General features: G+C 65.8%; 19 protein-coding genes. 11 read left to right on the forward strand and 8 right to left on the reverse strand.

Annotated elements, in window-relative coordinates:
• Positions 1 to 7 precede the first annotated feature (7 nt).
• Complete coding sequence (locus CMV14_RS06180) at positions 8 to 976, reverse strand: methyltransferase domain-containing protein (RefSeq protein ID WP_066968140.1); 969 nt, start codon at positions 974 to 976, stop codon at positions 8 to 10.
• Between CMV14_RS06180 and CMV14_RS06185 the strand changes: the two genes are divergently transcribed.
• The 11 genes from CMV14_RS06185 to CMV14_RS06235 all read left to right on the forward strand — a co-directional run bounded on the left by CMV14_RS06185 (position 945) and on the right by CMV14_RS06235 (position 14,262).
• Positions 945 to 2,258, forward strand: coding sequence for a sulfotransferase family protein (locus CMV14_RS06185; RefSeq protein WP_238147210.1), 1,314 nt, complete (start codon positions 945 to 947; stop codon positions 2,256 to 2,258). The genes CMV14_RS06180 and CMV14_RS06185 overlap by 32 nt on opposite strands.
• On the forward strand, positions 2,255 to 6,160 hold the full coding sequence (locus tag CMV14_RS06190) for a glycosyltransferase (RefSeq protein WP_066968146.1): 3,906 nt from the start codon (positions 2,255 to 2,257) through the stop codon (positions 6,158 to 6,160). Before CMV14_RS06185 ends, CMV14_RS06190 begins: the two co-directional genes overlap by 4 nt.
• A 43-nt stretch (positions 6,161 to 6,203) precedes the next feature.
• Positions 6,204 to 7,178: a M23 family metallopeptidase gene (locus CMV14_RS06195; protein WP_238147283.1), complete on the forward strand. Its 975-nt coding sequence runs from the start codon at positions 6,204 to 6,206 to the stop codon at positions 7,176 to 7,178.
• Between the two features lie 69 nt (positions 7,179 to 7,247).
• Positions 7,248 to 8,483 carry a glycosyltransferase gene (locus tag CMV14_RS06200; protein WP_066968152.1) on the forward strand — a complete coding sequence of 412 codons (1,236 nt, stop codon included), beginning with the start codon at positions 7,248 to 7,250 and terminating at the stop codon, positions 8,481 to 8,483.
• An 80-nt stretch (positions 8,484 to 8,563) separates the two neighbouring features.
• Positions 8,564 to 9,331 (forward strand): cephalosporin hydroxylase family protein, encoded by a 768-nt coding sequence (locus CMV14_RS06205; RefSeq protein WP_202820883.1) that lies wholly within the window; start codon positions 8,564 to 8,566, stop codon positions 9,329 to 9,331.
• 20 nt (positions 9,332 to 9,351) lie between these two features.
• On the forward strand, positions 9,352 to 10,125 hold the full coding sequence (gene rfbF, locus CMV14_RS06210; RefSeq protein WP_066968153.1) for a glucose-1-phosphate cytidylyltransferase: 774 nt from the start codon (positions 9,352 to 9,354) through the stop codon (positions 10,123 to 10,125).
• On the forward strand, positions 10,122 to 11,174 hold the full coding sequence (rfbG, locus tag CMV14_RS06215; protein WP_066968156.1) for a CDP-glucose 4,6-dehydratase: 1,053 nt from the start codon (positions 10,122 to 10,124) through the stop codon (positions 11,172 to 11,174). Before rfbF ends, rfbG begins: the two co-directional genes overlap by 4 nt.
• On the forward strand, positions 11,174 to 12,412 hold the full coding sequence (locus CMV14_RS06220) for a class I SAM-dependent methyltransferase (RefSeq protein WP_066968160.1): 1,239 nt from the start codon (positions 11,174 to 11,176) through the stop codon (positions 12,410 to 12,412). The genes rfbG and CMV14_RS06220 overlap by 1 nt, the downstream gene beginning before the upstream one ends.
• Positions 12,412 to 12,948 carry a dTDP-4-dehydrorhamnose 3,5-epimerase gene (rfbC, locus tag CMV14_RS06225; protein ID WP_066968163.1) on the forward strand — a complete coding sequence of 179 codons (537 nt, stop codon included), beginning with the start codon at positions 12,412 to 12,414 and terminating at the stop codon, positions 12,946 to 12,948. The genes CMV14_RS06220 and rfbC overlap by 1 nt, the downstream gene beginning before the upstream one ends.
• Positions 12,949 to 12,952: 4 nt before the next feature.
• The gene (locus CMV14_RS06230; RefSeq protein ID WP_066968166.1) at positions 12,953 to 13,459 is read left to right on the forward strand and encodes an acyltransferase; all 507 of its coding nucleotides are present in this window, start codon (positions 12,953 to 12,955) and stop codon (positions 13,457 to 13,459) included.
• Complete coding sequence (locus CMV14_RS06235) at positions 13,456 to 14,262, forward strand: NAD-dependent epimerase/dehydratase family protein (protein WP_066968169.1); 807 nt, start codon at positions 13,456 to 13,458, stop codon at positions 14,260 to 14,262. The genes CMV14_RS06230 and CMV14_RS06235 overlap by 4 nt, the downstream gene beginning before the upstream one ends.
• Here the strand turns inward: CMV14_RS06235 and CMV14_RS06240 are convergent, their stop codons facing one another.
• From CMV14_RS06240 to CMV14_RS06270, 7 genes are all read right to left on the reverse strand, one after another.
• Positions 14,263 to 15,021 (reverse strand): TylF/MycF/NovP-related O-methyltransferase, encoded by a 759-nt coding sequence (locus CMV14_RS06240; RefSeq protein ID WP_139114772.1) that lies wholly within the window; start codon positions 15,019 to 15,021, stop codon positions 14,263 to 14,265.
• Complete coding sequence (locus tag CMV14_RS06245) at positions 15,018 to 17,306, reverse strand: O-linked N-acetylglucosamine transferase, SPINDLY family protein (RefSeq protein WP_066968175.1); 2,289 nt, start codon at positions 17,304 to 17,306, stop codon at positions 15,018 to 15,020. Before CMV14_RS06245 ends, CMV14_RS06240 begins: the two co-directional genes overlap by 4 nt.
• A gap of 177 nt (positions 17,307 to 17,483) precedes the next feature.
• Positions 17,484 to 18,689, reverse strand: a complete 1,206-nt coding sequence (locus CMV14_RS06250) for a calcium-binding protein (RefSeq protein ID WP_066968178.1) — start codon at positions 18,687 to 18,689, stop codon at positions 17,484 to 17,486.
• Positions 18,690 to 19,078: 389 nt separating this feature from the next.
• On the reverse strand, positions 19,079 to 19,846 hold the full coding sequence (locus tag CMV14_RS06255) for a sulfotransferase domain-containing protein (protein ID WP_066968181.1): 768 nt from the start codon (positions 19,844 to 19,846) through the stop codon (positions 19,079 to 19,081).
• Entirely contained in the window at positions 19,843 to 21,237 is a 1,395-nt protein-coding gene (locus tag CMV14_RS06260; protein ID WP_066968183.1) for an HlyD family type I secretion periplasmic adaptor subunit, read from the reverse strand. Before CMV14_RS06260 ends, CMV14_RS06255 begins: the two co-directional genes overlap by 4 nt.
• Positions 21,234 to 22,964, reverse strand: coding sequence for a type I secretion system permease/ATPase (locus CMV14_RS06265; protein ID WP_066968187.1), 1,731 nt, complete (start codon positions 22,962 to 22,964; stop codon positions 21,234 to 21,236). Before CMV14_RS06265 ends, CMV14_RS06260 begins: the two co-directional genes overlap by 4 nt.
• Before the next feature lie 90 nt (positions 22,965 to 23,054).
• On the reverse strand, positions 23,055 to 24,632 hold the full coding sequence (locus tag CMV14_RS06270; RefSeq protein WP_066968190.1) for a TolC family outer membrane protein: 1,578 nt from the start codon (positions 24,630 to 24,632) through the stop codon (positions 23,055 to 23,057).
• Between the last annotated feature and the right edge of the window lie 201 nt (positions 24,633 to 24,833).

Genomic DNA, 24,833 nt, shown 5'->3' on the forward strand with positions numbered 1-24,833 from the left:
TTGGCGTCTATAGTTTCCGCGCGATCAGCGTGTTGCCCGCCGCGTAAGTGCTGATCGCGGCTTCCGGGACCGTTGCCAGCACCCGCTGCCAGAAAGCGCCGCCCGGCGCCTCGGCCATCAACTGCGCGACGCTCATCGCCTTCAGTTCTTCGCGCAGACCGTCATCGGTCAACGCTTCGGCAAGACCGTTGAGCTGCCAGTGGAGCGCATGATCAGGGGTCTGGTTGGCCTCGGTCGCCAGCTTCACCCGCTCGAAACCCCGGTCGAACAGCTGCGCCAGCCCTTCGCGCGTCGCGTTGTAATAATGCGAAGGATAGCCGTGGACCGGCACCAGGAAGGGATAGTCGATGAACACCATCCCGCCGGGCTTGAGCATCCGCAGGAATTCCTGCGCCGCGATCCAGGGTTCCTCCATATGCTCCATCACCGCGAAGCAGCCGATCCCGTCCAGCGAGGCGTCGGCGACCGGATAGCGGCAGGCGGGCTCGATGATCAGATCGGCGCTGACCGAGGGATAGACTTCCAGATATAGGCAATTGTCGAAGGTCCGGCTGCGCCGGCCGCAGCCGACGTCGAGATAGAGCTTGTCGGGGTTGGCGCGCACCGTCTCGACGAAATCGCGCAGGCCGGGATTGGCAGACTCGTCATCATAATCGGCCAGGTCGTGCGCGGCGGCACCATAGGCGACCGGGAAGCTTTCCGGGCCGCCGAGGAAGCGGAAGTTTCCGCCGGCCCCGCACGATGCGTCGAGCAGCGGCGCGAAGCGGGCATATTTGGCCTCGGCGCGGGTGCCGGGCAGGCCGGCGGCGGCGCGGGTAAGCTGCTTGCGGCCCTCGTTGCGGCCGTGCCGCTCGAAATGCCGCCAGGCATCACCGCCCGCCGCGACATGGCGCGCGACATCCGGGTTGGCCGCCAGATACAGCTCTTCGACGAAATTGGTGTCGGTGACGGGTTCGAACCGCGATGGATCCTGCATCGCGCCTGACTATCGCGATATCGCGGCGGCGGCTAGCCGTTGCCCGAAGCCTGACGAGCGGCTAACCGTCGCCGCCAAGGCAGTGGAGAAGAGTTTGGGGCAGCCCGACATGCGAAAGGCGCGGATCGCCATCCTGGTGCTGGGCATGCACCGGAGCGGCACCTCGGCGCTCGCCCGGCTGCTTGGCTATCTAGGTGCGGCGCTGCCCCGAGACGCGATCGAAGCGCATAGCGATAATGCCAAAGGCTATTGGGAATCGGCCGCGATCGTGAAGGCCGACGACCAGCTGCTGCGGGTCGCGCGGTCGAGCTGGTTTGATCCGCGTCCGCTCGATCTGTCGCGGCTGGAACCATCCGCGCTGCGATCGCGCAAGGACCGGATCTGGGAGGCTGTCACCGCCGCGTTCGGCGAAGCGCCGCTGATGGCGATCAAGGACCCGCGCCAGTGCCGCTTCGTGCCCACCATCGTCGAGACGCTGGCCGAGCATGGCGTCGCCAGCCGCGCGGTGCTGATGCTGCGCAGCCCGCAGGCGGTCGCCCGTTCGATCGCCAGCCGCGACGGCACCACCATGGCCTTCGCCCAACTGCTCTGGCTGCGCCACATGATCGATGCCGAGCGCGCGACCCGGGGGCTTGCCCGCGCCGTGGTGTCGTTCGAGGCGATGCTGGCGCAATGGCGCTATGCTGCCGCAAAGCTTCTGCCTTTGACCGGGGGCATGCTGCCCGAGGGCGACACGGCGGCGGCGATCGATGCCTTTCTCGATCCGGCGCTCCGCCACCATGGCGAGGATGAACCCTCGGGACTGGAAGAGCCACTCGCCGGGATCGTCGATGCCGTGCGCGACGGCCTCTGGGCGCTGACCGAGCGCGACGATGCCGAGACCCGCGCCGTGCTCGATACCGCCTATACCCGGCTGGAAGCGCTGCCCTGGCTCGCCGACGACATCATCCATGACGAGCTTCGTCACCGCCGCTCCGGCGAGGGCGATGCCGCCCCGGCCGCGCCCGAGCCGCTCCCCGCGATTGCGCCGCCCGCCCAGTCGATGCCGACGCCGACCCCGGAGCAGGCGGAGGCGGTGGCGATGATCCGCGACAGCGGGTTGTTCGACATCGGCTGGTATCTGGAGACCTATCCTGACGCGGCCAGCAGCGGGCTTGATCCGATCGAGCATTATCTGACTGTCGGTGCGGCGAAGGGCTATAATCCCAACCCGCTGTTCGACACCGGCTTCTACGCGCGTCAGATGGCGCGGCGGCTGGCCGCCGGGGGCGCTCGGCCATGAAGGCGGCGCTGGTCCTCCATCTTTTCTACCCCGAGGTCGCGGTCGAGCTGATCGATCGGGTTGCGGCGCTCGGCGACCGGGTGGACATCTTCGTTACCCACAGCGTCGCGCTGGATGAGAGCGTGGTGGCCGCGCTCGACCGCCTGCCGCGCAAGGCCGAGATCGTTCCCGTCGCCAATCGTGGCTGGGATATCGGCCCGCTGTTCGAATTGCTGCCGCTGCTGGCGACGCGCGGCTATGACCTGATCGGCAAGCTCCACACCAAGAAGGGCGGGTCCGGCTATGCGCCCGAATGGCGCCGGCTGGCCTATGACGGGATGATCGCCGACGGGGCGCTGGTCGACGCGATCGTCGCGGCGTTCGATGCCACTCCCGATCTGTCGCTGCTGGGGGCGAAGCCGCTCTACAAGTCGGTCGCCAGCCATCTGTTCCGCAATGCCGAGCTGCTGTCGGATCTGGCGCCGCTCCTCGTCGCGCCGGCTTATCCGCCCGCCGACTGGGGCTTCTTCGCCGGCACTTTCTTCTGGGCGCGGCGGACATTGCTGGAAAAGGTCGCCGCGCTCGCCGATTTCCACGACGCTTCGCCCAATCAGGATCGTGACGGGGCGCTCGGCCATGCGGTCGAGCGGCTGTTTGGCCTGGCCCCGCTCGCATTGGGCGGCAGGATCGGGCTGGTCGAGAATGGGCGGATCGAGCTGATCCAGGCGCCGGGCGCACCATCCCACGAGCCCGTGATCCAGACCTTGGTCGATGTGGCGGGGCTGGGCGTCGGCCCGGTCGATGATGCACTGGCCGCGCTGATCGCCAGCCATAATCCGCTGATCGACTATATCCGCCATGGCCGCGAGGCCGATGCGCTGGATCCAAACCTCTATTTCTCGTCGAGCTGGTACAATTCGATCCACGCCGACGTGCATGCGGCGGGAATGCTGCCGCTGCACCATTATATCCACCATGGCGCGGCCGAGGGCCGATCGACCGGCCCGCTGTTCGACGGCGTCTTCTACCGCAAGTCCCATGACGATGTGGCTGGCGATCCGCTGCGCCACTATCTGGAGGTGGGGGCGGTCGAGGGGCGGGTGGCGATCCCGGTCAGCCGGCCGCGCTATGAGACATCGGATGAGCGGCCGCGCCGCTATTATCGCCATTTCGACATTGCCAGCGAGGAAGCCTTCCTGCGCGCGATGGCCAATGTGTCGGCGGATGTCCGTCGCAAGGCCGACGAGACGCTGATCAGCGTGATTATGCCGGCCTGGAATCGAGCCGATCGCATCGCCGCCGCGATCCGATCGGTACTGGCGCAGAGCCACGCGAAATTCGAACTGCTGGTGGTCGACGACGGATCGAGCGACGGCACCGCCGAGATCGCGGCCGCCTTCGCCAGCGATCCCAGGGTCAAGGTGATCCTCGGCTCGCATGGCGGCGTCAGCGCGGCGCGCAATCTGGGGCTGGAGGCCGCGACCGGCGAAATCGTCGCCTATCTCGACAGCGACAATAGCTGGAAGAGCTGGTTCCTCGACGTGATGGCGCTGTTCATGGTCTCCGAAGGGCTCGACTGCGCCTATTCGGGGATCGCGCTTCGCGACGAACTCAACCAGCTCACCGGTTATCGCGGCGACGATTTCGACTGGGAAGCATGCCTCGCCGAAAATTATATTGACCTCAACGCCTTCTGCCACCGCCGCGCGCTCACCGGTGAACTGGGGCTGTTCGACACCAACCTCCGGCGCATGGTCGATTGGGACCTGATCCTGCGCTACGCCAAGGGCCGCCCGGTAGGCTATGCGCCCTTTGTCGGCTGCGAATATCATGACGCAAAGAGCGATGCCGGCCGCATCACCGTCAGCCAGCCTGCGGCCTTCCAGGCGCTGGTCCGCACCAAGAACCGGACAGGCCTGCCGACCGGCCGCGATGCGCACGAACTGGCCGCGCAGCTGAAGCTCAACGTCGCGATCAAGATCGCCGCGCCCGAGGAGGAGAAGGCCGCCTGGGGCGATTTCCACTTCGCCGAGAGCCTTGCGGCGGCGATCGAGAAGCTCGGACACAAGGCGCGGATCGACTTCCGGGGGAAGTGGCACGGCCATTCGATCGCCAGCGAGGATCTGGTGATCGTGCTGCGCGGACTGATCGGCTATGAGCCGCGTCCCGGCCAGATGGCCTTCCTGTGGAACATCAGCCATCCCGACCAGGTCGGTTTCGACGAGATGGACCGCTACAGCCGGGTCTATGCCGCCTCCGCCTCCACCGCCGCGCTGGTCGAGCATATCGTCCGCCCGCCGGTGGTGCCGATGCTGCAGGCGACCGATCCCGGGCGCTTCCACCCGCTGGCCGATCCGCCGGCGGCGCCCGACATCGTTTTCGTCGGCAATTCGCGCGGGATCGACCGCGAGATCGTGAACTGGGCGATCCAGGCCGATCGCGCGCCCGCCATCTATGGCGGAGGCTGGGACGGGCGGGTGCCCGACGGCCTGATCAAGGCCACCAATGTCGACAATCGCGAGCTGGGCGCGCTCTATGCCGGGGCGGGCGTCGTGCTCAACGACCATTGGGAATCGATGCGCGCCTTCGGTCTGCTGTCGAACCGGCTGTTCGACGTGGTGGGCGCCGGGGGCAGGGCGGTCTCCGATCCGATCCCGTCGATGGCGTCGGTGTTCGGTGATGCGGTGAGGCAGGTTTCCGGCCCGGCCGAACTTCGCATGGCGGTCGACGAACTGCTCGCGGCTCCGCGCGATCGCGGCGCGGCGCAGCTGGCCGCCGACTATATCCATGCCGAACACAGCTTCGATGCCCGGGCGCGAACCTTCATCGCCGATGCCTTCGCGATATTGGGCCTGCCCTCGCCGGTCCCCGCCGAAGCGCCCGATTTCGACAATCGCCTCGCCGTCCATATTATCGCGAAGCACAGCGCGATTGGCCCGCAAAGCTCGGCCTATATCCGCCTCGTCGCGCCGCTGAGCGACGAGAGCGTGGCGGGGCGCCTGCGTCTGACCCTGGGCGCCCCAGGCGATCCGCTGCCGGACTGCGACGTCTGCATCGTCCAGCGCACCGCGCTGCCGACGATAGGTGCGGTCGATGCGCTGGTGCGGCAGCTGGGCGCGATGGACGCGGCGCTGGTCGTCGATGTCGATGACGCCTTCACGCTGATCGGGCCCGAACATCCCGAACATGATCTCTATCGCCCGCTCAACGCCGCGCTCGACCGGCTGGTGGCGGCCGCGGCCGAGACATGGTTCTCCACCGAGGAACTGGCCCGGGCCTATGCGCCGCTCGCCCCGCGCAGCGTGATCGTCGCCAATGCGATCGATCCCCGGCTGTGGCGCGACTGGCGCAGGCAGCGCCCGCGCCCCTTCAGCGGATCGAGGGTCCGGATGCTCTATATGGGCACCCACACCCACGGGCCCGATTTCGCGCTGATTCGACCCGCGCTGGACCAGCTTCATGCCGAGCGCGGGGATGCGTTCGATGTTACCGTGATCGGCATCGATCCCGATATTGCCCCCGCGCCCTGGCTGCACCGGCTGGCGCTGCCGGCCGGGGCGGTCAGCTATCCGCGCTTCGTGCGCTGGCTGCGCGAGCAGGGGCCGTTTGACCTGGGACTGGCTCCGCTCGCCGACAATGATTTCAACCGCTGCAAATCCGACATTAAGGCACTGGATTATGCGGCGCTCGGCATCCTTCCCCTGCTCAGCGACGGCCCGGCCTATCGGGCCGATCCGGTACTCGGGAGCGAGGCTTTCTTCTCGGGCCCGGACGACTGGCTGATGATGATGCGCGAGATCATCGACAACAAGGAAGCTGCGGCGGCGCGCGCGGCGGCGGTGGAGGCACATGTGTGGGACCAGCGCGTGGTCGCGCGCAATGCGCCGGAACTGGTGGGCCGGCTCGAGGCTTATCGACGCTAGGGCCTCCGCCGGGGCGACGTTTGAGGAGAGGCCGTTGAAACCCGTGCTCCTGTCCCTGCTGGCACTTCCGCTGCTGCTTGGTGCGGACAGCTCGGTGCCGGCTTTCATCCAGCCGATTGCCTGCAAGCTGGGGCAGGATTGCGCGATCCAGAACTATGTCGATCTCGATCCCTCGGCCAGGGCGAGCGACTATCGCTGCGGTGGCCGCACCTATGACAAGCACAATGGGGTCGATTTCCGCCTTACCAGCATGGCCCGGCAGCGCCGCGGCGTGGCGGTGCTGGCCGCTGCCGACGGGACGGTGCTGCGCGGCCGCGATGGCGTCGCCGACGTGTCGGTGAAGGAGGCGGGCGCAGCGTCGGTCGCCAACATGGAATGCGGCAATGGCGTCGTGATCGGCCATGCCGGCGGCTTCGAGACCCAATATTGCCATATGGCGAAGGGAAGTATCGCCGTGAAGCCGGGGCAGGCGGTGAAGGCCGGTATGGCGATCGGCAAGGTCGGCCTGTCGGGCAACAGCGAATATCCGCACCTCCATTTCACCGTGCGAAAGGACGGCGCGGTGGTGGCGCCCTTCGCCTTCGGTGCGGCGCCCGGCCGCTGTGGGGCAGGTCGCAGCCTGTGGGCGGCTACGGCCGGGCTCGGCAATGCCTACCGCGCCGGCGAGGTGCTGAACGCGGGCTTCGCCGCCGGGCCGGTATCGCTTGCCGCCGCGCTGGAGAACGGATCGGCCCAGCAGCCGCGCCCGACGCGTGACGCGCCGGCGCTCGTCGCCTTCGTCCAGGCGATCGGCCTGCGCGGCGGCGATCTCCAGCGGCTCACCGTTACCGCTCCGGACGGTTCGCTGATCGGCGACAACCGGGCGCCGCCGCTCGACCGGGACAAGGCGCAATGGCTGATCTTCGCCGGCAAGAAGCGCCCAGCCGCAGGCTGGCCGGTGGGCCGCTATGGCGCGCACTATGTCGTCACCCGTGCCGGCAAGCCGGTGATCGAGAAGCGCTTCGCGTTCCAGCTCTGATCTGAGCGATGGCCTAGCCAAAGCGTGGGGACGCGGCTAACCCCAGGCCATGTCAACGGATATGCTTCGATGCCGAACCGCCGGGTTCTGATCGTTCACCAGAATTTCCCCGGTCAGTTCGGCCAGATTGCCCAGGCGCTGCTGGCGCGGGGCGATCAGGTCGCGGCGATCGGTGGGCCCACCGCGCGCCAGATGGAAGGCGTCATGGTCGCCCAATGGTCGGCCGAGAAGGGCACGACGCCGGGAATCTATTATCAGGCGGTGCGGGCCGAGGCGGACCTGATCCGCGCGACCGGCGCGGCCCGCGCGGCGCTGACGCTTCAGAAACATGGCTTCGCCCCCGACGTCATTGTCGCCCACCCCGCCTGGGGCGAGACGCTGCACCTGCGCACCATCTTCCCCGACGTTCCGCAGCTGCTGTTCGGCGAGCTTTATTACAAGGCGCGCGGCCTCGATTCGGATTTCGATCCGGAGTTCGACCAGCCGAGCCTCGGCAGTGATCTGCGCATCAATGCGAAGAACGCCACGGTGATGCTGGCCTATGCCAATGCCGATCGCATCGTCTGTCCGACGCGTTTCCAAGCGGGCCTCCTGCCCCCGCTGCTCCAGCCGCTGATCGAGACGATCCACGAAGGGGTCGATACCGACCGGGCGAAACGGCGGCCCGGCGCGGTGCTGGAACTGCCGAATGGCGCAAGGCTCGACGGCTCCACGCCGGTCATCACCTTCATCAACCGCCGCTTCGAACGGTTGCGCGGTTTCCATGTGTTCATGCGCGCACTGCCCGAATTTCTGGCCGCCTGCCCGGAAGCACAGGTCGTGCTGATCGGGGAGGAGAAAGGCGTCTCCTATGGCGGGCCCCTGCCCGATGGTCAGGAGTGGAAGGACCGGATGCTGGCCGAGGTCGGTGATCGCCTCGATCTGTCGAGGGTCCATTTCCTGGGCAGGGTCGAGCACAGCCGGATGGTCGATGCGCTGTCCATCTCCTGGGGGCACGTCTATTATACCTATCCGTTCGTGCTGAGCTGGTCCCTGCTGGAGGCGATGGCCTGCGAATGCCTGATCATCGGGTCCGATACCGCTCCGGTCCGCGAACTGGTCCAGCATGGTGCCAATGGTGTGCTCTGCGATTTCTTCGATATCCCCGCGCTGACCGCCGCGATGGTGCGCGCGGTGCGCGAGCCGCAGGCCTTCGCGGCGATGCGCAAGGCGGCGCGCGAGACTGTGGTTCCCCGCTATGACGGGCGGCGAACCGGGGTTCCCGCCTGGCTGGAGCTGATCGACAGGGTCGCGCTCCGCCGCTGAGCGTCAGCATATGCCTTTGTGATGCGGGCCTTTGCGGATAAGGGAAGGTCCGCATCGCTTGAAAGCCGAAGGATAGCTGCTTGATCACCACCATCGACGAGGAACAGGGCATCGTCATCGTCCGCGACGGGGACCGCGAGGAACGGCATAGCCTCGCCACCGCCGAGGGTTTCGACGCGGCCTCGCGCGCCTGGCTGCGGGCGACCTGGGACTCCAAATATGTCTACAGCTTCGCCTGGATGGGCCGGCCTGTCATCCAGCCGCCCGAGGACATGATCCGCCTTCAGGAGGTGATCTGGACGCTGAAGCCCGACGTGCTGATCGAGACCGGCGTTGCCCATGGCGGCTCGCTGATCTTCTACGCTTCGCTGTTCGAGGCGATGGGCAAGGGCCGGGTGGTCGGCATCGATATCGAGATCCGCCCGCACAACCGCGAGGCGATCGAGGCGCATCCGATGAGCAAGCGGATCGAGCTGCTCGAGGGATCGTCCACCGCGCCCGAGATCGTCGCGGCGGCGGCGGCGCTGGTGAAGCCCGGTGAAACCGTGCTGGTGGTGCTCGATTCGAACCACAGCAAGGGCCATGTGCTCGACGAATGCCGCGCCTATGGCCCGCTGGTGAGCATCGGCAGCTATATCGTCGCGACCGACGGCATCATGGAGCAGGTGAAGGGCGGCCCGCGCACCGGCGACGATTGGGACTGGAACAATCCCAAGGCCGCCGCCCATGCCTTCGTCGAGGAGGACGAGCGCTTCGTGCTGGAGGAGCCCGCCTTCCCGTTCAACGAGGGGACGGTCGCGAGGCGGGTCACCTACTGGCCCGACGCCTTCATCAAGCGGATCGCCTGAGGCCCACGCGGGGGACAGCCATGAAGACGGTGATATTGGCGGGCGGCCTCGGCACCCGCATCTCGGAAGAGAGCCACCTGCGGCCCAAGCCGATGATCGAGATCGGCGGGCGGCCGATCCTGTGGCACATCATGAAGCTCTTCTCTCAGGCCGGCTTCAACGATTTCATCGTCTGCCTCGGCTACAAGGGCTATGTCATCAAGGAGTATTTCTCCAACTACGTCCTCCACAACGCCGATCTGACCGTCGATCTTGGCAAGGGATCGGTCGAATATCATGCGACCAACCATGAGCCCTGGCGGGTGACGCTGGTCGATACCGGCGCGGAGACGATGACCGGCGGGAGGCTGAAGCGCGTCGCCTCCTATCTCGATCCGGGCGAACCCTTCTTCTTCACCTATGGCGACGGCGTCTCCGACGTCGACCTGAAGGCACTCGCCGCCTTCCATCGCAGCCATGGCCGCGAGGCGACGGTGACGGCGGTGGCGCCGCCGGGCCGCTATGGCGCGCTGGAGATCAGCGAAGGACAGGTGGATCGCTTCGTGGAGAAGCCGGCCGGGGACAACGGCCTGATCAACGGCGGCTTCTTCGTGCTGCAGCCCGAGGTGGTGAACCGTGTGGCCGGTGATGGCATGCCGTTCGAGGCCGAGCCGCTGGAGGGGCTGGCCCGGGACGGGCAACTGATGGCCTGGCGCCATGACGGCTTCTGGAAGGCGATGGATACGCTGCGCGACAAGAACGACCTCGAGGCGCTGTGGGCGAGCGGCAAGGCTCCCTGGCGGTTGTGGGAATGAGGCCTGATCCGGGCTTCTGGTCCGGCAAGCGCGTGCTGCTGACCGGCCATAGCGGCTTCAAGGGGGCCTGGGCGGCGCTGTGGCTGGCGCGGATGGGAGCGGATGTCACCGGGCTTTCACTCGCCCCGGAGGATCAGCCGAGCCTGTTCGAACTGGCGGGCGTTGCGGGCCGGGTCGATCATCGCATCGTCGACCTGCGCGACCGGGCGGCCGTCGGTACCGTGCTTGACGATCAGGACTTCGACATCGTCCTCCATATGGCGGCGCAGGCGCTGGTCCGGGAATCGATCCGCGATCCGATCGCCACCTTCGCGACCAATGTCATGGGCACCGCGCATCTGCTCGATGCGCTGCGCGGACGTGACGGGCTCCGGGCGGTGTTGGTCATCACCTCGGACAAGGTCTACGCCAATGCCGAGACCGGGCGCGCCTTCGCCGAGGGCGATGCGCTGGGCGGCAAGGACCCCTATTCGGCGTCGAAGGCGGCGGCCGAGATCGTGACGAGCAGCTTCGCCCGCAGCTATTTCGCCGGCCGAGTTCCGGTGGCGACCGCGCGGGGCGGCAATGTCATCGGCGGCGGCGATTTCTCGCGCGATCGGATCATGGCCGATATCGTCCGCGCGGCGCTGGCGGGCGGGGAGACGGTGCTGCGCCATCCCGAGGCGACCCGCCCCTGGCAGCATGTGCTCGACTGCGTCGCCGGCTATCTGGTCTATGCCGAGCGGCTGTCGAGCGATCCCGCCGCGCCCGCCGCGCTGAACTTCGGGCCGCGCCCCGATGGCCCGGTGCTGACCGTGGGCGAACTCGCCACGCGCGCGATCGACGCGCTGGGCGCTAAGCCCTGGCGGCATGAGCCCGACAGCACCTCGATCGAGGCCCGCACCTTGGGCATCGACACGACGCTCGCCGGCAGCCTGCTCGGTTTCGCCAGCCGGCTCGATGCACCCGACGCGGTCGACTGGACGGTCGATTGGTACCGACGCTGGTCGCAGGGCAGCGATGCCGCGCTGCTGTGCGACGAACAGATATCCCGCTACGAAGACAGTTGATGACCCAACCGACCTGCCGTTTCTGCCGAGCCCCGCTCGCGCTCGATCTTATCGACCTGGGGCAGCAGCCCTTGTCCAACGCCTATCTGACCCGGGCGAAGCTCGACGCGGGCGGCGAGGGTTTCTACCCGCTCCATGTCCGGGTCTGCGAGCAATGCTGGCTGGTCCAGGCCGACGATCCCGTCGCGCATGACGCGATCTTCGATGATGATTACGCCTATTTCTCCTCCTATTCGGCGAGCTGGGTTGCCCATGCGAAGCGCTATGCCGAGGCGATGAAGGCGCGCTTCGGGCTCGGCCCGTCCTCGCTGGTCGCCGAGGTGGCCAGCAATGACGGCTATCTGCTGCAGCATTTCGTCGCGATGGGCGTGCCGGTGCTCGGCATCGAGCCCACCGCCAACACCGCCGCCGCCGCGATCGACAGGGGCGTGCCGACCGAGGTCGCCTTCTTCAACGCCCGCGCTGCCGCCGAGATGAAGGCGCGTGGCATCCAGGCCGATTTGATGGCGGGCAACAACGTCCTCGCCCATGTTCCCGACATCGCCGATTTCGTCGCGGGCTTCCCGATTCTGCTCAAGTCCGAAGGCGTGCTGACCTTCGAATTCCCGCACCTGCTCAAGCTGATCGAGCTGGTCCAGTTCGACACCATCTACCATGAGCATTTCTCCTATCTGTCGCTGCTGGCGGTGGAGAAGGTGCTGGCGGCCAACGGCATGAGGGCCTTCGATGTCGAGCAGCTGCCGACCCATGGCGGCTCGCTGCGGCTGTTCTGCGCCCACCAAGGCGCCAGCCATGCCGAGACCCCGGCGCTCCGCGATGTCCGCGCGGCCGAGGCGGCGGCGGGGCTCGATACGCGCGCACCCTATGAAAGCTTCACCGCGCGGGCCGAGGCGGTGCGCGATGGCCTGCTCGTCTTCCTCGACCGTGCCGCGGCGGAGGGCAAGCGGGTTGCCGCCTATGGCGCGGCGGCCAAGGGCAACACCTTCCTCAACTATGCGGGCGTGACGGCGCCGCGCATCGAGGCGGTGTTCGATGCCAATCCGCACAAGCAGGGCCGCTATCTTCCGGGCAGCCATGCGCCGATCCTTGCACCGTCGGAAGTGGCGACGATGCGGCCCGATTATCTCCTCATCCTGCCCTGGAATCTGAAGGACGAGATCATCGGCCAGATGGCGACGATTCGCGACTGGGGCGGGAAGTTCGTGATCGCGGTACCGACGATCGAGGTGATCGACTGATGCGCTTCGAGCCGACCCCGATCGCCGGCGTTGTGGTGGTCGAGCTCGAACCCCATGCCGACGACCGGGGCTATTTTGCCCGCGCCCATTGCCCGCAGGAGTTCGCGGCGGCGGGCTTTCCCTTCGTGCCGGTGCAGAGCAGCCTGTCGCGCAACCACGCGGCACGCACCCTGCGCGGCATGCACTATCAGCCGGCGCCGCATGGCGAGGCCAAGCTGGTGCGGGTGGTGCGCGGCCGCATCCATGATGTCGCGCTGGACATGCGGCCCGGCAGCGCGACCTTCGGCCGCTGGACCGCCGCCGAGCTGTCGGCCGACAATGGGCGGGCCTTGCTGATCCCCGAGGGGGTGGCGCATGGCTTCCTGACGCTCGAGCCCGACAGCGACATCCTCTACATGATCGACCGGATGTTCGAGCCGGGCCGTGGCCGGGCGGTGCGCTGGGACGATCCCGCCTTCGCGATCGACTGGCCTGCCGCGCCGGATGTGCTATCTCCGGCCGACGCCAAGCTGCCCGATTTCGTTGCGGAGCGCTGAGCCCATGCTCGAAGCCGATCCCACCGCCCGCATCTCGCCGCTTGCCGATATCGAGCCGTCGGTGCGCGGCAGCCGCTATGTGGTGGGCGCGCGGACGATGATCGACGCCTTCGTCAAGATCAAGCCGGCGGGCGGATCGGGCGACGTGGTCATTGGCGCCGACTGTGCGATCAATTCGGGCACCGTGATCTACAGCGGCAATGGCGTGACGATCGGCGATGCGGTGCTGATCGCCGCCAACTGCACACTCGCCGCGACCAACCATGAGACCGCCGATCCCGATCGACGCATCCGCGACCAGGGGTTTCAGCCGAGCCGGGGCGGAATCGTGATCGGCGACGATGTCTGGCTGGGCGCGAATGTGGTGCTGCTCGACGGCGCGCGGATCGGGCAGGGCGCGGTGATCGCCGCCGGATCGGTGGTGCGCGGCGAGGTCGAGCCCTATGCCATCTATGCGGGCGCCCCGGCCGTGAGGCGTGGCAGCCGGCGCGGCGGACCCTCGGCCGAATGACCGGCTATACCGTCATAGGCGCGAACGGCTTCGTCGGTAGCCACGTCGTCGATCATCTGCGCGGACGGGGTATCGAACCCTTCTGCCCGGTGCGCGACGATCCCCGGCTGTGGGATCGCGATCTCGGCCGCATCTTCTACTGCGCCGGGCTGACCGGCGACTATCGCAGCCGCCCGTTCGCGACGGTGGAAGCGCATGTCGCACTGCTCGCCCGGCTGCTCGAACGGGCCCGCTTCGATCGCATCGTCTATCTTTCCTCAACCCGGCTCTATGGCAGCCAGGCGGGCGGTGAGGGGCGCGAGACGCTGCCGATCGCCGTCGACGCCGGCGATCACGAGCATCTCTACGAACTGTCGAAGCTGCTGGGCGAGAACCTGACCCTGCATCGCTCCGACGGGCGCGGGGTGGTGGCGCGGCTGTCCTATGTGTTCGGCTGGGACGACAGGGCGGAGGGCTTCCTGTCCGAATGGCTGCGCCGGGCGGCGCGGGAGAGGGAAATAAGCCTGGACAGCAGCCCTGGCTATGCACGGGACTATATCCACATCGACGACGTCGTGGTGGCGTTGAAGGCGCTGCTTGACCGAGGCCCGGCCGGCATCGTCAACGTGGCGCGGGGAGAGACGGTCAGCAATGTCCAACTGGCCGAGCTGTTCGCCGCCCAGGGATGGCGGATCGCCTTCACGCGCGGCAACGACGGCGGATCGGCCGGCGAACGGATCGACGCGGCCCGGCTCGTAGCTCTCGGCATGGCGGCCCGGCCGATCCTGCCGCTGATCAGTGGCTTTCTGGACGGGCTGAAATGATCATTTGATCACGAGCCCCTGGCCGGTGGGTAATTCCAGCACCTTGTAGCCTCGTCGACCGAGCCAGTCGTCCTCGGCATGCTTCTGGGCGCGGTAGGCGAGCCACCCATAATCGTCGAGTACCATGATCGCGCCCGGAACCATGCGATCAAACAGCAGTTCGAGCGCACCTATCTCGGCGTCGGCGTTATTGAGATCGAGGTGGAGGAAGGCGATCTTCTCAGGGCTTACCTTGCTGAGCGATTCCGGCACGCGCCCCTGCGTCACAGTCACATTGGGCAGATCGGCAAAGCGCTGGCGGACCTCCTGATAAAGAGTCTGGCTATGCTCGGGCATGTGATGATGCGGCATCGCGCTGTCATGTTCGAACAAATCGTAGAGGAAGTAGCGCCGATCGGACTGTGAGCCGAAGTCGACATAATCGCAAACGATCCGTGCGGTGATGCCCTTGTAACAGGCGCATTCAACGAAATCGCCTTCGAGGCGCATTCCGTTTGCGGCACCCCAGGCGACGGTAGCGATACGCCAGATGATGCCCTTTTCGATATCCGTGGTCGCATGAGCTTTGAACGCGGCCATGAAGCGCTCATCGGTCATGAAGCTGAGACTCTTGCCGAAGGTGATGAGGTTGTCACCAGTGAACAAACCCGCGCCGGACTTCAGCGATTTGATCGCGGTATTGATCCCTCCGATGAATTGTTTCCAATCCCGAACACCGAAGAACATGGATGTGACATACTGGCGGAATTCAGAGTTCACGCGCTGGCCCTTTCTGCGACGGTTCTGGCAACGAGATCATAGAAATCCCGCGCGAATGTTTCGGTCTGGCCAAGCGGCCCGGCACGCAGTTGTTCGCGCAGTTCCGTACGCAGCGTTTGGATACGATCGGGATCCGCCGCTAGCCGCGCTGCGATCTCTATATAATTCTCCTGGGTCGAAGCGCACAGATCGCCGAGTCCGGCATTGTGCAAGATCGAATAGCTTAGCCGTTCGAACAGGGCGGGGCCAACCAGCGATATGGTGGGCACGCCCATCCAGGCGGCTTCGCAGGTGGTGGTACCGCCCGTTTGTGGGAAAGTATCGAGCGCGATGTCGATATCGTTATAGTGCGGCATGTGCGCGCCGCGCACGGCGCGGAACTCGATCCGGTCAGCGGCGATGCCCGCCGCATTAAAATAGGCGCGGATATTGCCAACAAAAGCCTTCGAGCCTCCTTCGGGACGGACAAACAGAAATCGGGAGTTAGGAACCCCCGCCATGGTCTTCGCCCAGACGCGAAGCATCTCGGGGCTATATTTGTAGGGATTGTTGGCGGTCCCGAAGGTGATGAATCCGTTGCGTTTCACCGGCGCGATCGGGTTGATCTGATGCACATCCGGAAAGGCATAACGGCTCATCGCGATCCAGCTTTTCGGCATGACGAGCGGCTTTTCGATTAGTAACGAAGAATCCGGCGGATTGAGGAACGGGTCGACCAGCAGATAGTCGATAGTCTCCAATCCGATCGAGTGCGGATAGCCAAGCCAACTCACCGTGATCGGCGCAGGCTTCCAGGCCATGACGCCGACCTTGTTCATATGGGTCGCACCACCGAGTTCGAACAATATATCCAACTGGTCGTTTGCGATCATCTGGGCCGCATCGCGTTCGGTGATGTCGGGGTGCCATCGGAAGGCGTCCACCATCTCCGTCAGCCTCCTCTGGATCGGTGATGCTTCGGTACCCACGAAGAAGGAGTAACAGTAGATTTCGAACCGATCCCGATCGACATTCTCGAACAGCGGAAGCGAAAAATAGGCGACCGGATGATCACGCAGGTCGGAGGACATGAAGCCGACGCGGATCTTGTCTTTCGCTTTTGCCGCCGGTCGGGTGATCGGCATGCGCTGCGCTACGTCCAGTGCCTGCTGGCCCCACATCCGGTGCTGTTCGAGCAGTTCGCGGCGATCCTCGTCGGTTCTGACGCGCGGCATCTGGCCCAACAGCGCGGTGTGACGCCCGCTTTTGACCCATAGCCGGCCCATTTCCGCGAAGTTTCCCAGTTTCGCGATGGCGTCATAGTCGGCAACGCGAGTGAATATCTCGGCAGCGATCTTCGTCTCTCCGCCGCCAAACCTTGCGGGCATGTTTGTGGCGCACAGCACGGCATATCCTTCGTCGATATGCGCGCCTTCGCCTGGTCCGCGGGTCCGCTCCAGGCTTTCGGCAAGTGACATTCGATATTCGAAATCGTCCGGGGCCAGTTCGGCGGCTTTCCGATAATGGCTATTGGCCCGCTCCCGCTCGGAATCGGGAAGGGATCGCGCCATCTGGTAATGAAACCAGGCGGTGTCTCCGAATTTGTCCGAAAGTGACTGGAGATAGGCTTCAGCGGCGCGCACTTTGCCCGATAGGCGTATCGAGGTGACTTTCGCCTGCAGGAGGCGTGGATCGTCGGGTAAAACCTTGAGCGCCTTGTCGATCGTCGCGAGCGCGGTGGCATGATCGCCTTGAGTGTCGATCAGGGCGGCGAGGTCGAGCCATGCGTTGATATCGTCTCGCTTGAGCGCGATCGCCTGGCGCAGTCGCATCATGGCCGGGCCGAATTTCTTCTGGACGGATAGTGCGCGAGCTAGAGAGCGCTGGAATTCAGGGGATTTCGGGGTCTTGCGGAGGAGTTTTGTGAAGATTGCTTCGGCTGCAGGGCCTTCTTCGAGGTCGTTATGGACATTGCCCTTGTTGACCAGCGCGGCATTGTCCGCAGGCTTGAGCCTGATGGCGTCGTCCAGCACGTCCAGGGCTTCGCGATACCGGCCGGTTCGGCGCAGGAATATGCCCAGGAGATTCAGCAGTTCGTAGCTCTTGGGAGCGAAATTTACGGCTTTGGTGGCCCAGATGACGCCATCCTCATAGCGCGCAAGCGCCAGCAGATTGCGCAGCAGAGCGCGATACAGGTTCTCTGATTGCTCGATGCCGTCCAGCAGCGCCGAGATCATGATGTCGATGGCGTCGGCCCGGCGGCCTTGTTGGATGGCGGCGTCAGCCGCAATAAGCCTCGGATCCATTCAGTTTCTCGATGTCGCTACGGGCACCCGCATAGCTTGAGGATTCCGGACAGGCCAAGCGGTTTTCAGCGCGATTCGCCTCGCGCTTCAGCTTCCGCAGCCTTCTTTCATTTACCGCAGACAAAAAGGGGGCCGGTCTTGCGACCGGCCCCCTCTTTTGAGGCATGCTGCGCTCGATTAGCCGGCGAAGTCGGCAATCGTGAACAGCGAGACGTCGGTAACGCCCTGAACCTTGATGATCGAGTTGATCGTCGCGCCGGCTGCGTCGTTGTAGAACAGGTAGGTGTCGCCACCGACGTTAACCACAGCGAGGTCCGTATTGCCGGCGTGCGCATCCAGCAGCTGCTGGGCGTAAACAGTCGCCGCCGAAACGGTGGTGAAGCTCGCGCCCGAAGCCTGCAGCAGGACGTCACCAGCAGCCGTACCGACGGTACCAGCAGCAAGGCGGAAGAGGTCTTGGCCATCGACATAGTCGTTGACGGTGTCATACGAGGTGACGCCGTTCACCGCCGCAGCAATGGTGGCCTCGGTAGCAGCGAACGAGAACACGTCGTTGCCCTCGCCGCCTGTCACGAAGTCGGTGCCGGTGCCGCCAGCGAGGGTGTCGGTCCCGAGATCGCCGATCAGGAAGTCCGAGTCAGCGCCGCCGGTGAGCGAGTCATTGCCCTGGCCGCCGCGGATGCTGTCATTGTCCGCGCCACCGTCGATGGTGTCGTTGCCGAGGTTGCCGTTGAAGCTATCATTGCCGGCGCTGCCCGCGATGCTGTCATTGTCCGCGCCGCCCAAGATGCGGTCCGAACCAGCGCCGCCGTCGATGGTGTCATCGCCCATGTTGCCGTTGATGTAGTCGCTGCCGGCTCCACCCAGGATGGTGTCGACGCCATCAGTGCCGCCCGCCGCGCTCTGACCATAGATGTGGTCATTACCAGCACCGCCGGTCAGGCTGTCGCCGCCCGAACCACCGATCAGATTGCTCGCGCCAGCGCCCGCCGTCACGGTGTCGTTGCCGGCCGCCGCGAAGATCGTCGAGGGACCCGCGGTGCCCGTGTAAACGTCATTGCCCGCGAACAGGTAGACGGTGTCACCTGCGGTGCCGTTGCCGGTGAGAGTGGTGTCGGCGCCATTGGTGCCGAGGATCAGCGACGAACCATCGTTGAACACGAGGTTGCCGGCGTCCGACGCGGTGCTGAGAGCCGCCGAGCTGAAAACCAGCGACTTGGTGCCGACGGTCAGCGTGATGGTCTGCAACTGGTCGGTGGTGGCACCGATGGCAACCGTCAGGCTCGAGGCGTTCGCGGTGGTCGTCGCGAAGGCCAGAATGTCGGTGCCAGCAAACGCATTGGCTTGCGCCTGCGTCATATTCTCAAAAACAAAAGTAGCCATTAGAGTCCTCCAGTAGAACCTTACCCGGGCAAGCAGCGCGCCACCTCCCGTTTAGAACGTGAGGCACCCCTTGCCGCCCGCGAACCGATCCCCCACGGCATGGTTCGACGAGCAAGCCCAGAACGCTGCTTAGCCAAGCTTTCTCAACCGCGCAACAGACAAAAAGCGCACCGCAACATACGCGATTAAACTATCTTATCCGCAAGTTAGGGGGGCAAGGGGCGGTATAACCAGCGTCGACGTGGCGCCCCTTGCCGGAAGAGGCTGATAAACCCCACGCTTTTCGGGGGTTTTTCGTCCTGTGAACAATAGTTTGAAGAAGTTGTGCCACCCACCCCGGTGGCTCGCTAGGCGAAGTGCCAGCATCGTCGCGGGAATCCTTGGCGGCGTCACAACCAGTTTCTTGTCCAGAAGGACGTGTCGAGGCCGCCAACATCCTCGAATCGCGCCAGATCGGAGCGGTACAGGTCCGCGAGCAGCCGGCGGTCCTCGTCGGTCAGGACCGAGGGATAGGCCATGGTGCGGGCCGCGTGCACGGTCCGTGACGGAACCGTTCCGGGCCCCGGAATTCGCAGAAAAGTACAAATGCGGTCGATCGTTCCGGTTGGGTCGGTGTCAAGCTCCTCGGAGCGCAGCAGCAGGCATTGCTCGTGCGGAAACAGCCCGAACAGCCGCTCGACCTGCTGGCCGTAAAAGCCGCGTTCGACATAGCTGAACACGCGATGATAGCCGGGCGCGGACAGATCCGCATCGGCCAGCCGGGCGCGGCCTTCGCGGATGCACCAGGCGAAGGGATGCGTCTCCTTGCGCTTGGCATATTCCATCTTCCAGTGCGACCAGGCCCGCTCGATCGGGTCGCGGAACAGCAGGATGATCCGCATCGCCGGATTATAGCGGGCGATCCGTTCCAGGCTGTTCGGCCAGTAGATATAGATGGGCGTCGCCTCGCCCCGCAGCCGTGCATCGTCGGCGAACAGGGCGTGATAGCGCCGATAGTCCGGCGCCGACCAGTCGACCGTTTCGTCGTCGAAGAAATGCGCCTCCTTCACCGCAGGCATCTGCACGCCCGCAAGGTCGCGCAGATATTCGAACAGCGCGCTGGTACCGCCCTTCTGGACCCCGGCGACGAGAAACGAGACCTGGGCGTCGCCGCTCATCGCTCCTTCAGTGCCGACCGCATGGAATCGGTGAAGGGTTCGAGCAGATAGTCCAGAATGGTGCGTTCGCCGGTGACGATCGCCACGCTCGCGGGCATGCCGGGGGCGAGGCGGACGTTGGGGCCGGCCTTGGCGAGATTCTCCGCGGGCACGGTTATCTCGACCAGGAAGAAGCTGATCCCGCTCTTCTCGTTGCTGCGTGCGTCGGCCGAGACGAGGCTGACCTTGCCTTCCACCGGGGCGACCTTGCGCTGGTTGTAGCCGAGCAGGGTCACGCTTGCCGGCATGCCCAGCTTCACGTCGGTGATGTCGCGCGGCGACACCTCGGCGGAGACCACCAGCTGGGTGTGGGTCGGCACGATCTGCATCAGCGTCTGGCCGGCGCCGGCGACGCCGCCCTCGGTGAACTGGGTCAGGTTGAACACATAGCCCGCTACCGGTGCCCGGACCTCGGCCTGCTGGCGTTGCTGCAGCGCGGTGCGCAGCTTCGGTTCGGCATCGGCAAGGCGTTCCTGCGAGGCGCGGATGCCATCCGAGACCTCGGTCTGATGGCGGTCCTCGAGCTGGGCGATCTGCAGCCTGATCTCGCCGATCGCCTGGCGCGCGCGCGCCATTTCGGACAGCATCGAGCCCTTCTGGCCCTTGACCTGCACGGCGCTGCGCTCGAGCGCGAGCAGCCGGCTGTTCGGCGCGTAGCCCTGGCGGCTGAGCTCACGGACGCCGTCCAGCTCCTCCCTGACCAGCCTGGCCTGATCGTCGATCGCCTGGGCTTGGATCCGCATCCCGCTGATCTGGGTCTCCAGCTGCTGAGCCTGGGAATTGAGCACCATCGCTTGGCTGCGATAGAGCGTCATTCGGCTCTGGAACAGGGTCTGCTGGCTCGCCAGCAGCGCGGCTACCCGGGGATCGGCCGAGCGCGCGGTAAGATCGGCGGGGAAGGTCACGCTGGCGGCGTTCGCCGCCTCGGCCTGGAAACGGGCGATCTGCGCGTTGGCACTGTCGACGACGCTCTGGAAGATGTCGGCTGCCGCCTTGGTTTGGGTGTCGTCGAAACGGATCAGCAACTGGCCCTTGGCCACCTTCTGCCCCTCGCGCACCAGGATCTGGCGAACGATGCCGGGCTCGAGCCGGCTTAGATTCTTGCTGTTGTTCTCCACCCGGACGACGCCGGGGGCGAGCACCGCACCGGTGATGCTGAAGAAGGCTGCCCACAGCAGCAGGCCGGCCGCGAGCACCAGCACGAGCAGGCCGCCCATCATCATCGGCCGGCGCAGCTGGCGGTCCATCGCCGCCTGGTCGGCCCCTGGGCCGGTGGCGTAGTTGCCGGCGTCATCGTCCGGCAGCGGTTCCGCGCGGGTGAGCATCTTGCGCAGGTCGGGAAGGATGCTCATGGCTTGGCCTCCGCCAGGGTCGGGCGCTGTGGCGGTTGCTGTGCCGGCGGAGCGATGGCGCGCATCACCTCGTCGCGCGGCGCGAAGCGCTCGATCCGCCCGTTACGGACCAGCATCAGCTTGTCGGCCTGCGCCAGCACGCTGGGCTTGTGAGAGACCATCACGATGGTCGTGCCCCGCTCCCGCAGGCCCTTGATCGCCTGGTCCAGCGCGGCTTCGCCATCAGCGTCCAGATTGGCGTTGGGCTCGTCGAGCACGATCAGCTTGGGGTCGCCGAACAGCGTGCGGGCCAGGCCCACCCGCTGGCGCTGGCCCGCCGAAAGGATCGACCCGCCCTCGCCAAGTTCGGTGTCATAGCCCTTGGGAAGGCGCAGGATCAGGTCATGCGCGCCCGCCGCCTGCGCCGCACGGACGATGTCCGCGTCGTTCGCATCGGGCAGGAAGCGGCAGATATTGTTGCGCACCGTGCCGGCGAACAGCTCGGTGTCCTGGGGCTGATAGGCGACATGGCGGCCGAAGTCGCCACGGTCCCAGCTGTAGACGTCGGCGCCGTCGAGCCGGACGGTGCCGGCAGTCGGTTTCCAGATGCCGACCATCAGGCGCAACAGTGTCGACTTGCCCGCGCCCGAAGGGCCGATGACCCCGACCATCTCGCCGGGCTGGATCAGGAAGGTGGCGCCGGCCAGGATCAGCGATGACGCGCCGCTTGTGCCGAAATTGACCCCTTCGAAGGTGATACGGCCTTGCGGGGCCGGCAGCTGGGTGGTCGGCGCAGGCGCTTCATAGTCGTTCAGCACCTTTTCGAGCCGGCCATAGGCCTGCGACGTTTCCAGCAAGCTCTTCCACGAGCCGACGATCCGTTCGAACGGCGCCAGCGCCCGCGAGGCGAGGATCATGTTGGCAAACAGAAGGGCCGAGGAGATCGAGCCTTCGATCACCAGCCAGGCGCCCAGGCCGATTGTGGCGATCTGGATGAACATCCGAATGAAGCGGATCGCGTTGGAATAGAAGCTCGCCCGATGGTTCGCGACGATCGTCATCTGTAGCGAGGTCTGGCGATACTGCGCCCATGACCTGCCGAGCGTCGGTAGCATGCCCAGGGCGCGGACCACCTCCGAATTGCGCAGCGCCGCATCGGTGAAGCTGTAGCTCTTGATGGCCGCGCCATTGGCTTCGCCGAGCGCGGCGTGGGTTGCGCGATCCTGCAGGTAGGCCAGGATCAGCAGGACGACGCCGCCCACCAGCGTCAGTGTGCCGATCCACGGATCGACGATGAAAAGGAGGCCCAGGAAGATCGGTATCCAGGGCAGGTCGAACAGCACCGAGATGGCCGGGCCGGCGATCGACTGGCGGATATTGTCGAGATCGCGCAGGGCCTGGGCGTGCGATCCGCCCATCCGTCGGACGACGAGGTCGAACAGCGCCGCGAAGGTGGGGCTGGCGAGCTGGCGGTCGAAGGTGATGGAGAAATTGGTCAGCACCTGGGCGCGATAATGGTCGAGCAGGCCGGAGATCAGGAACACGAACAGTGCGCCGACGGTCAGCACCAGCAGGGTGGATCCGCTGTGGCTGTACAGCACGCGCGAATAGATCTGGTTGGTGTAGATGGGAAGCGCGAGGTAGAGCAGGTTGCTGGCCAGGCTGAACAGCGCGGCGAAAATGAACGAACTTTTTCCCTTCGCCAGCGCGTCGGTAATGATGTTCTTCTGGGAAAAGACGGACAACATCGCGCGGTCAATATCCTGAATATGGCATGCGCCGGCTGGCCCATGCGGCCCTGGCTCTTATCATCACGGCCGCCGAGCGGTTAAGGCTTTTCATCGCGGGTCGCCTTCGCGGGGCGGCGGGGCGCCATAATCGCCGACGATCGGCGGCAGGCGATCGCCGGTGATCAGCGTGCTGTCGGCGATCGGCACCAGCGGCGCATCGGTGTAACTCTTGTCCGGCAAAGGCGGTAGCGCTGGCTGGCCCGTCGGCTTGGGCTGGTCGAGGCCGCGCAACTCGGTCTTCGGCGGTGCATAGGGGCTCGCCGACCCGACGCGGTCGAGCAGCATCACTACCGGCTCGGTGGGGGAGATGCCGCGCCAGCGCACCTTCTTGAATTCGGCCTCCGGATCCCTGGCCGGGATCGCCGAATTGACGGTGCGGGCATCTAGCCGGCCCATTGCGAGCAGCAGTTCGGCCCGGGCCAGATATTCCTGGAAGCGGTTGTTGAGCAGGGTAAGCTGCGATGAAGCCAGTTCCTGCTCGGCGTTCAGCACCTCGATCGTGCTGCGCAGGCCGAATTGTTCTTCGCGCTGCATGCCGGCAAAGGCGATCTGTGCCGCCTGGACCTGCCGCGTGCCCGAGACCACCGCGATTCGCGATGCACCGAGCTGGTTCCAGGCGATCACCACATCCTGCATCGCTGCGCGACGCTGCCCGTCGAGCGCCGCCTGCTGGGCATTGTTGATGTCCTCGGCCTGACGGATCCGCGACCGGATCGCGCCACCCTGGAACAGGGGCTGGGTGATCGTCAGCTGCGCCGTCACCTCCGTCCGGAACTCGCGCCGGTCGAACGGCGATAGCTGGCCGACCTTTCCCGCCTCGGCGGTGATCGTGGCGGTAGGGCGCTGATTGCCGCGCTGTACCGCGACATTGGCGCGCGAGGCTTCCTCGGCATGGCGGGCCGCGCCGATATTGGCATTCTCGGCTTCGGCGACCATGAACGCCTCGTCGATCGAAGCCGGCAGGCCTGGCAGTTCGGGCAAGGGTGCGAGATCGCCGGGCTCATGTCCCACGACGGCCAGATAGTCTCCCCGGCTGATCGCGAGCTGGGCCTCCGCATTGGCGAGCTGGCTCTCGCCTGCGGCCAGGCGCGCGTCGGCCTGCGCGACATCGGTTATCGTTACGTCGCGGACCCTGCGCTTGGCACGGCGTTCGGCGAACTGCGCGCGCAATGCCTCGACATTCTGGCGCGCCACCTCCACCCGCTGGCGATCGCGGAGTACCGCGGCATAGGAGGAGATGGTATCGCGGATCACTTCGCCCTCGGTGCGGCGCAGCACCTCCTCGCTGTTGCGGACATTGGCGCGTGCCTGGGCCAGCTGGCCGCGGAAACGCCCGCCCGAATAGACCGGCTGGCGAACGTTGACCGACAGTGAGCCGTCATTCGCGTCCGCGCTCAATTCGCGCAGCTTGGTGTAATTATAGTTGCCGACGGCATTGATCGAGATCGACGGCCCATATTGGGCGCGTGTCTGGACATATTGCTCGTTGGTGCCCTTCTGGCGATAGCGCTGCTCGACCAGCGCCGGATTCCTGGCATAGGCGGCCTCGACCGCATCCATCAGCGTCTCGGCCGTGGCGGGCGCCGTCGTCCATAGCAGGCTCACGCCCACCAGCAGCGGCGACATGCGCCACCGTCTGGAACGTCCTGATCTATTGCAGGTCCGGTCGATGTCGAAAGTCATCCAATATGCCGCCCCGTTTCGCCGACGGCTCCACCGCGGCATGTGCTTCATGCCGGGGCGCCCCCATAGCTGCCTTTGCGCGGCTGTCAATTGCGATCCTAGCCTTGCTCCAGCCTTAACGGCTTGCCTTGAAACATGGTTTCT

The sequence above is a fragment of the Rhizorhabdus dicambivorans genome, assembly GCF_002355275.1.
GTDB lineage: Bacteria > Pseudomonadota > Alphaproteobacteria > Sphingomonadales > Sphingomonadaceae > Rhizorhabdus > Rhizorhabdus dicambivorans.

Coding starts and splice junctions, on each gene's coding strand:
- CMV14_RS06180 (WP_066968140.1), bottom strand. CDS start 976: ATGCAGGATCCATCGCGGTTCGAACCCGTCACCGACACCAATTTCGTC.
- CMV14_RS06190 (WP_066968146.1), top strand. CDS start 2,255: ATGAAGGCGGCGCTGGTCCTCCATCTTTTCTACCCCGAGGTCGCGGTC.
- CMV14_RS06200 (WP_066968152.1), top strand. CDS start 7,248: ATGCCGAACCGCCGGGTTCTGATCGTTCACCAGAATTTCCCCGGTCAG.
- rfbF (WP_066968153.1), top strand. CDS start 9,352: ATGAAGACGGTGATATTGGCGGGCGGCCTCGGCACCCGCATCTCGGAA.
- rfbG (WP_066968156.1), top strand. CDS start 10,122: ATGAGGCCTGATCCGGGCTTCTGGTCCGGCAAGCGCGTGCTGCTGACC.
- CMV14_RS06220 (WP_066968160.1), top strand. CDS start 11,174: ATGACCCAACCGACCTGCCGTTTCTGCCGAGCCCCGCTCGCGCTCGAT.
- rfbC (WP_066968163.1), top strand. CDS start 12,412: ATGCGCTTCGAGCCGACCCCGATCGCCGGCGTTGTGGTGGTCGAGCTC.
- CMV14_RS06230 (WP_066968166.1), top strand. CDS start 12,953: ATGCTCGAAGCCGATCCCACCGCCCGCATCTCGCCGCTTGCCGATATC.
- CMV14_RS06235 (WP_066968169.1), top strand. CDS start 13,456: ATGACCGGCTATACCGTCATAGGCGCGAACGGCTTCGTCGGTAGCCAC.
- CMV14_RS06245 (WP_066968175.1), bottom strand. CDS start 17,306: ATGGATCCGAGGCTTATTGCGGCTGACGCCGCCATCCAACAAGGCCGC.
- CMV14_RS06250 (WP_066968178.1), bottom strand. CDS start 18,689: ATGGCTACTTTTGTTTTTGAGAATATGACGCAGGCGCAAGCCAATGCG.
- CMV14_RS06255 (WP_066968181.1), bottom strand. CDS start 19,846: ATGAGCGGCGACGCCCAGGTCTCGTTTCTCGTCGCCGGGGTCCAGAAG.
- CMV14_RS06260 (WP_066968183.1), bottom strand. CDS start 21,237: ATGAGCATCCTTCCCGACCTGCGCAAGATGCTCACCCGCGCGGAACCG.
- CMV14_RS06265 (WP_066968187.1), bottom strand. CDS start 22,964: ATGTTGTCCGTCTTTTCCCAGAAGAACATCATTACCGACGCGCTGGCG.
- CMV14_RS06270 (WP_066968190.1), bottom strand. CDS start 24,632: ATGTCGCCGCTGCTGGTGGGCGTGAGCCTGCTATGGACGACGGCGCCC.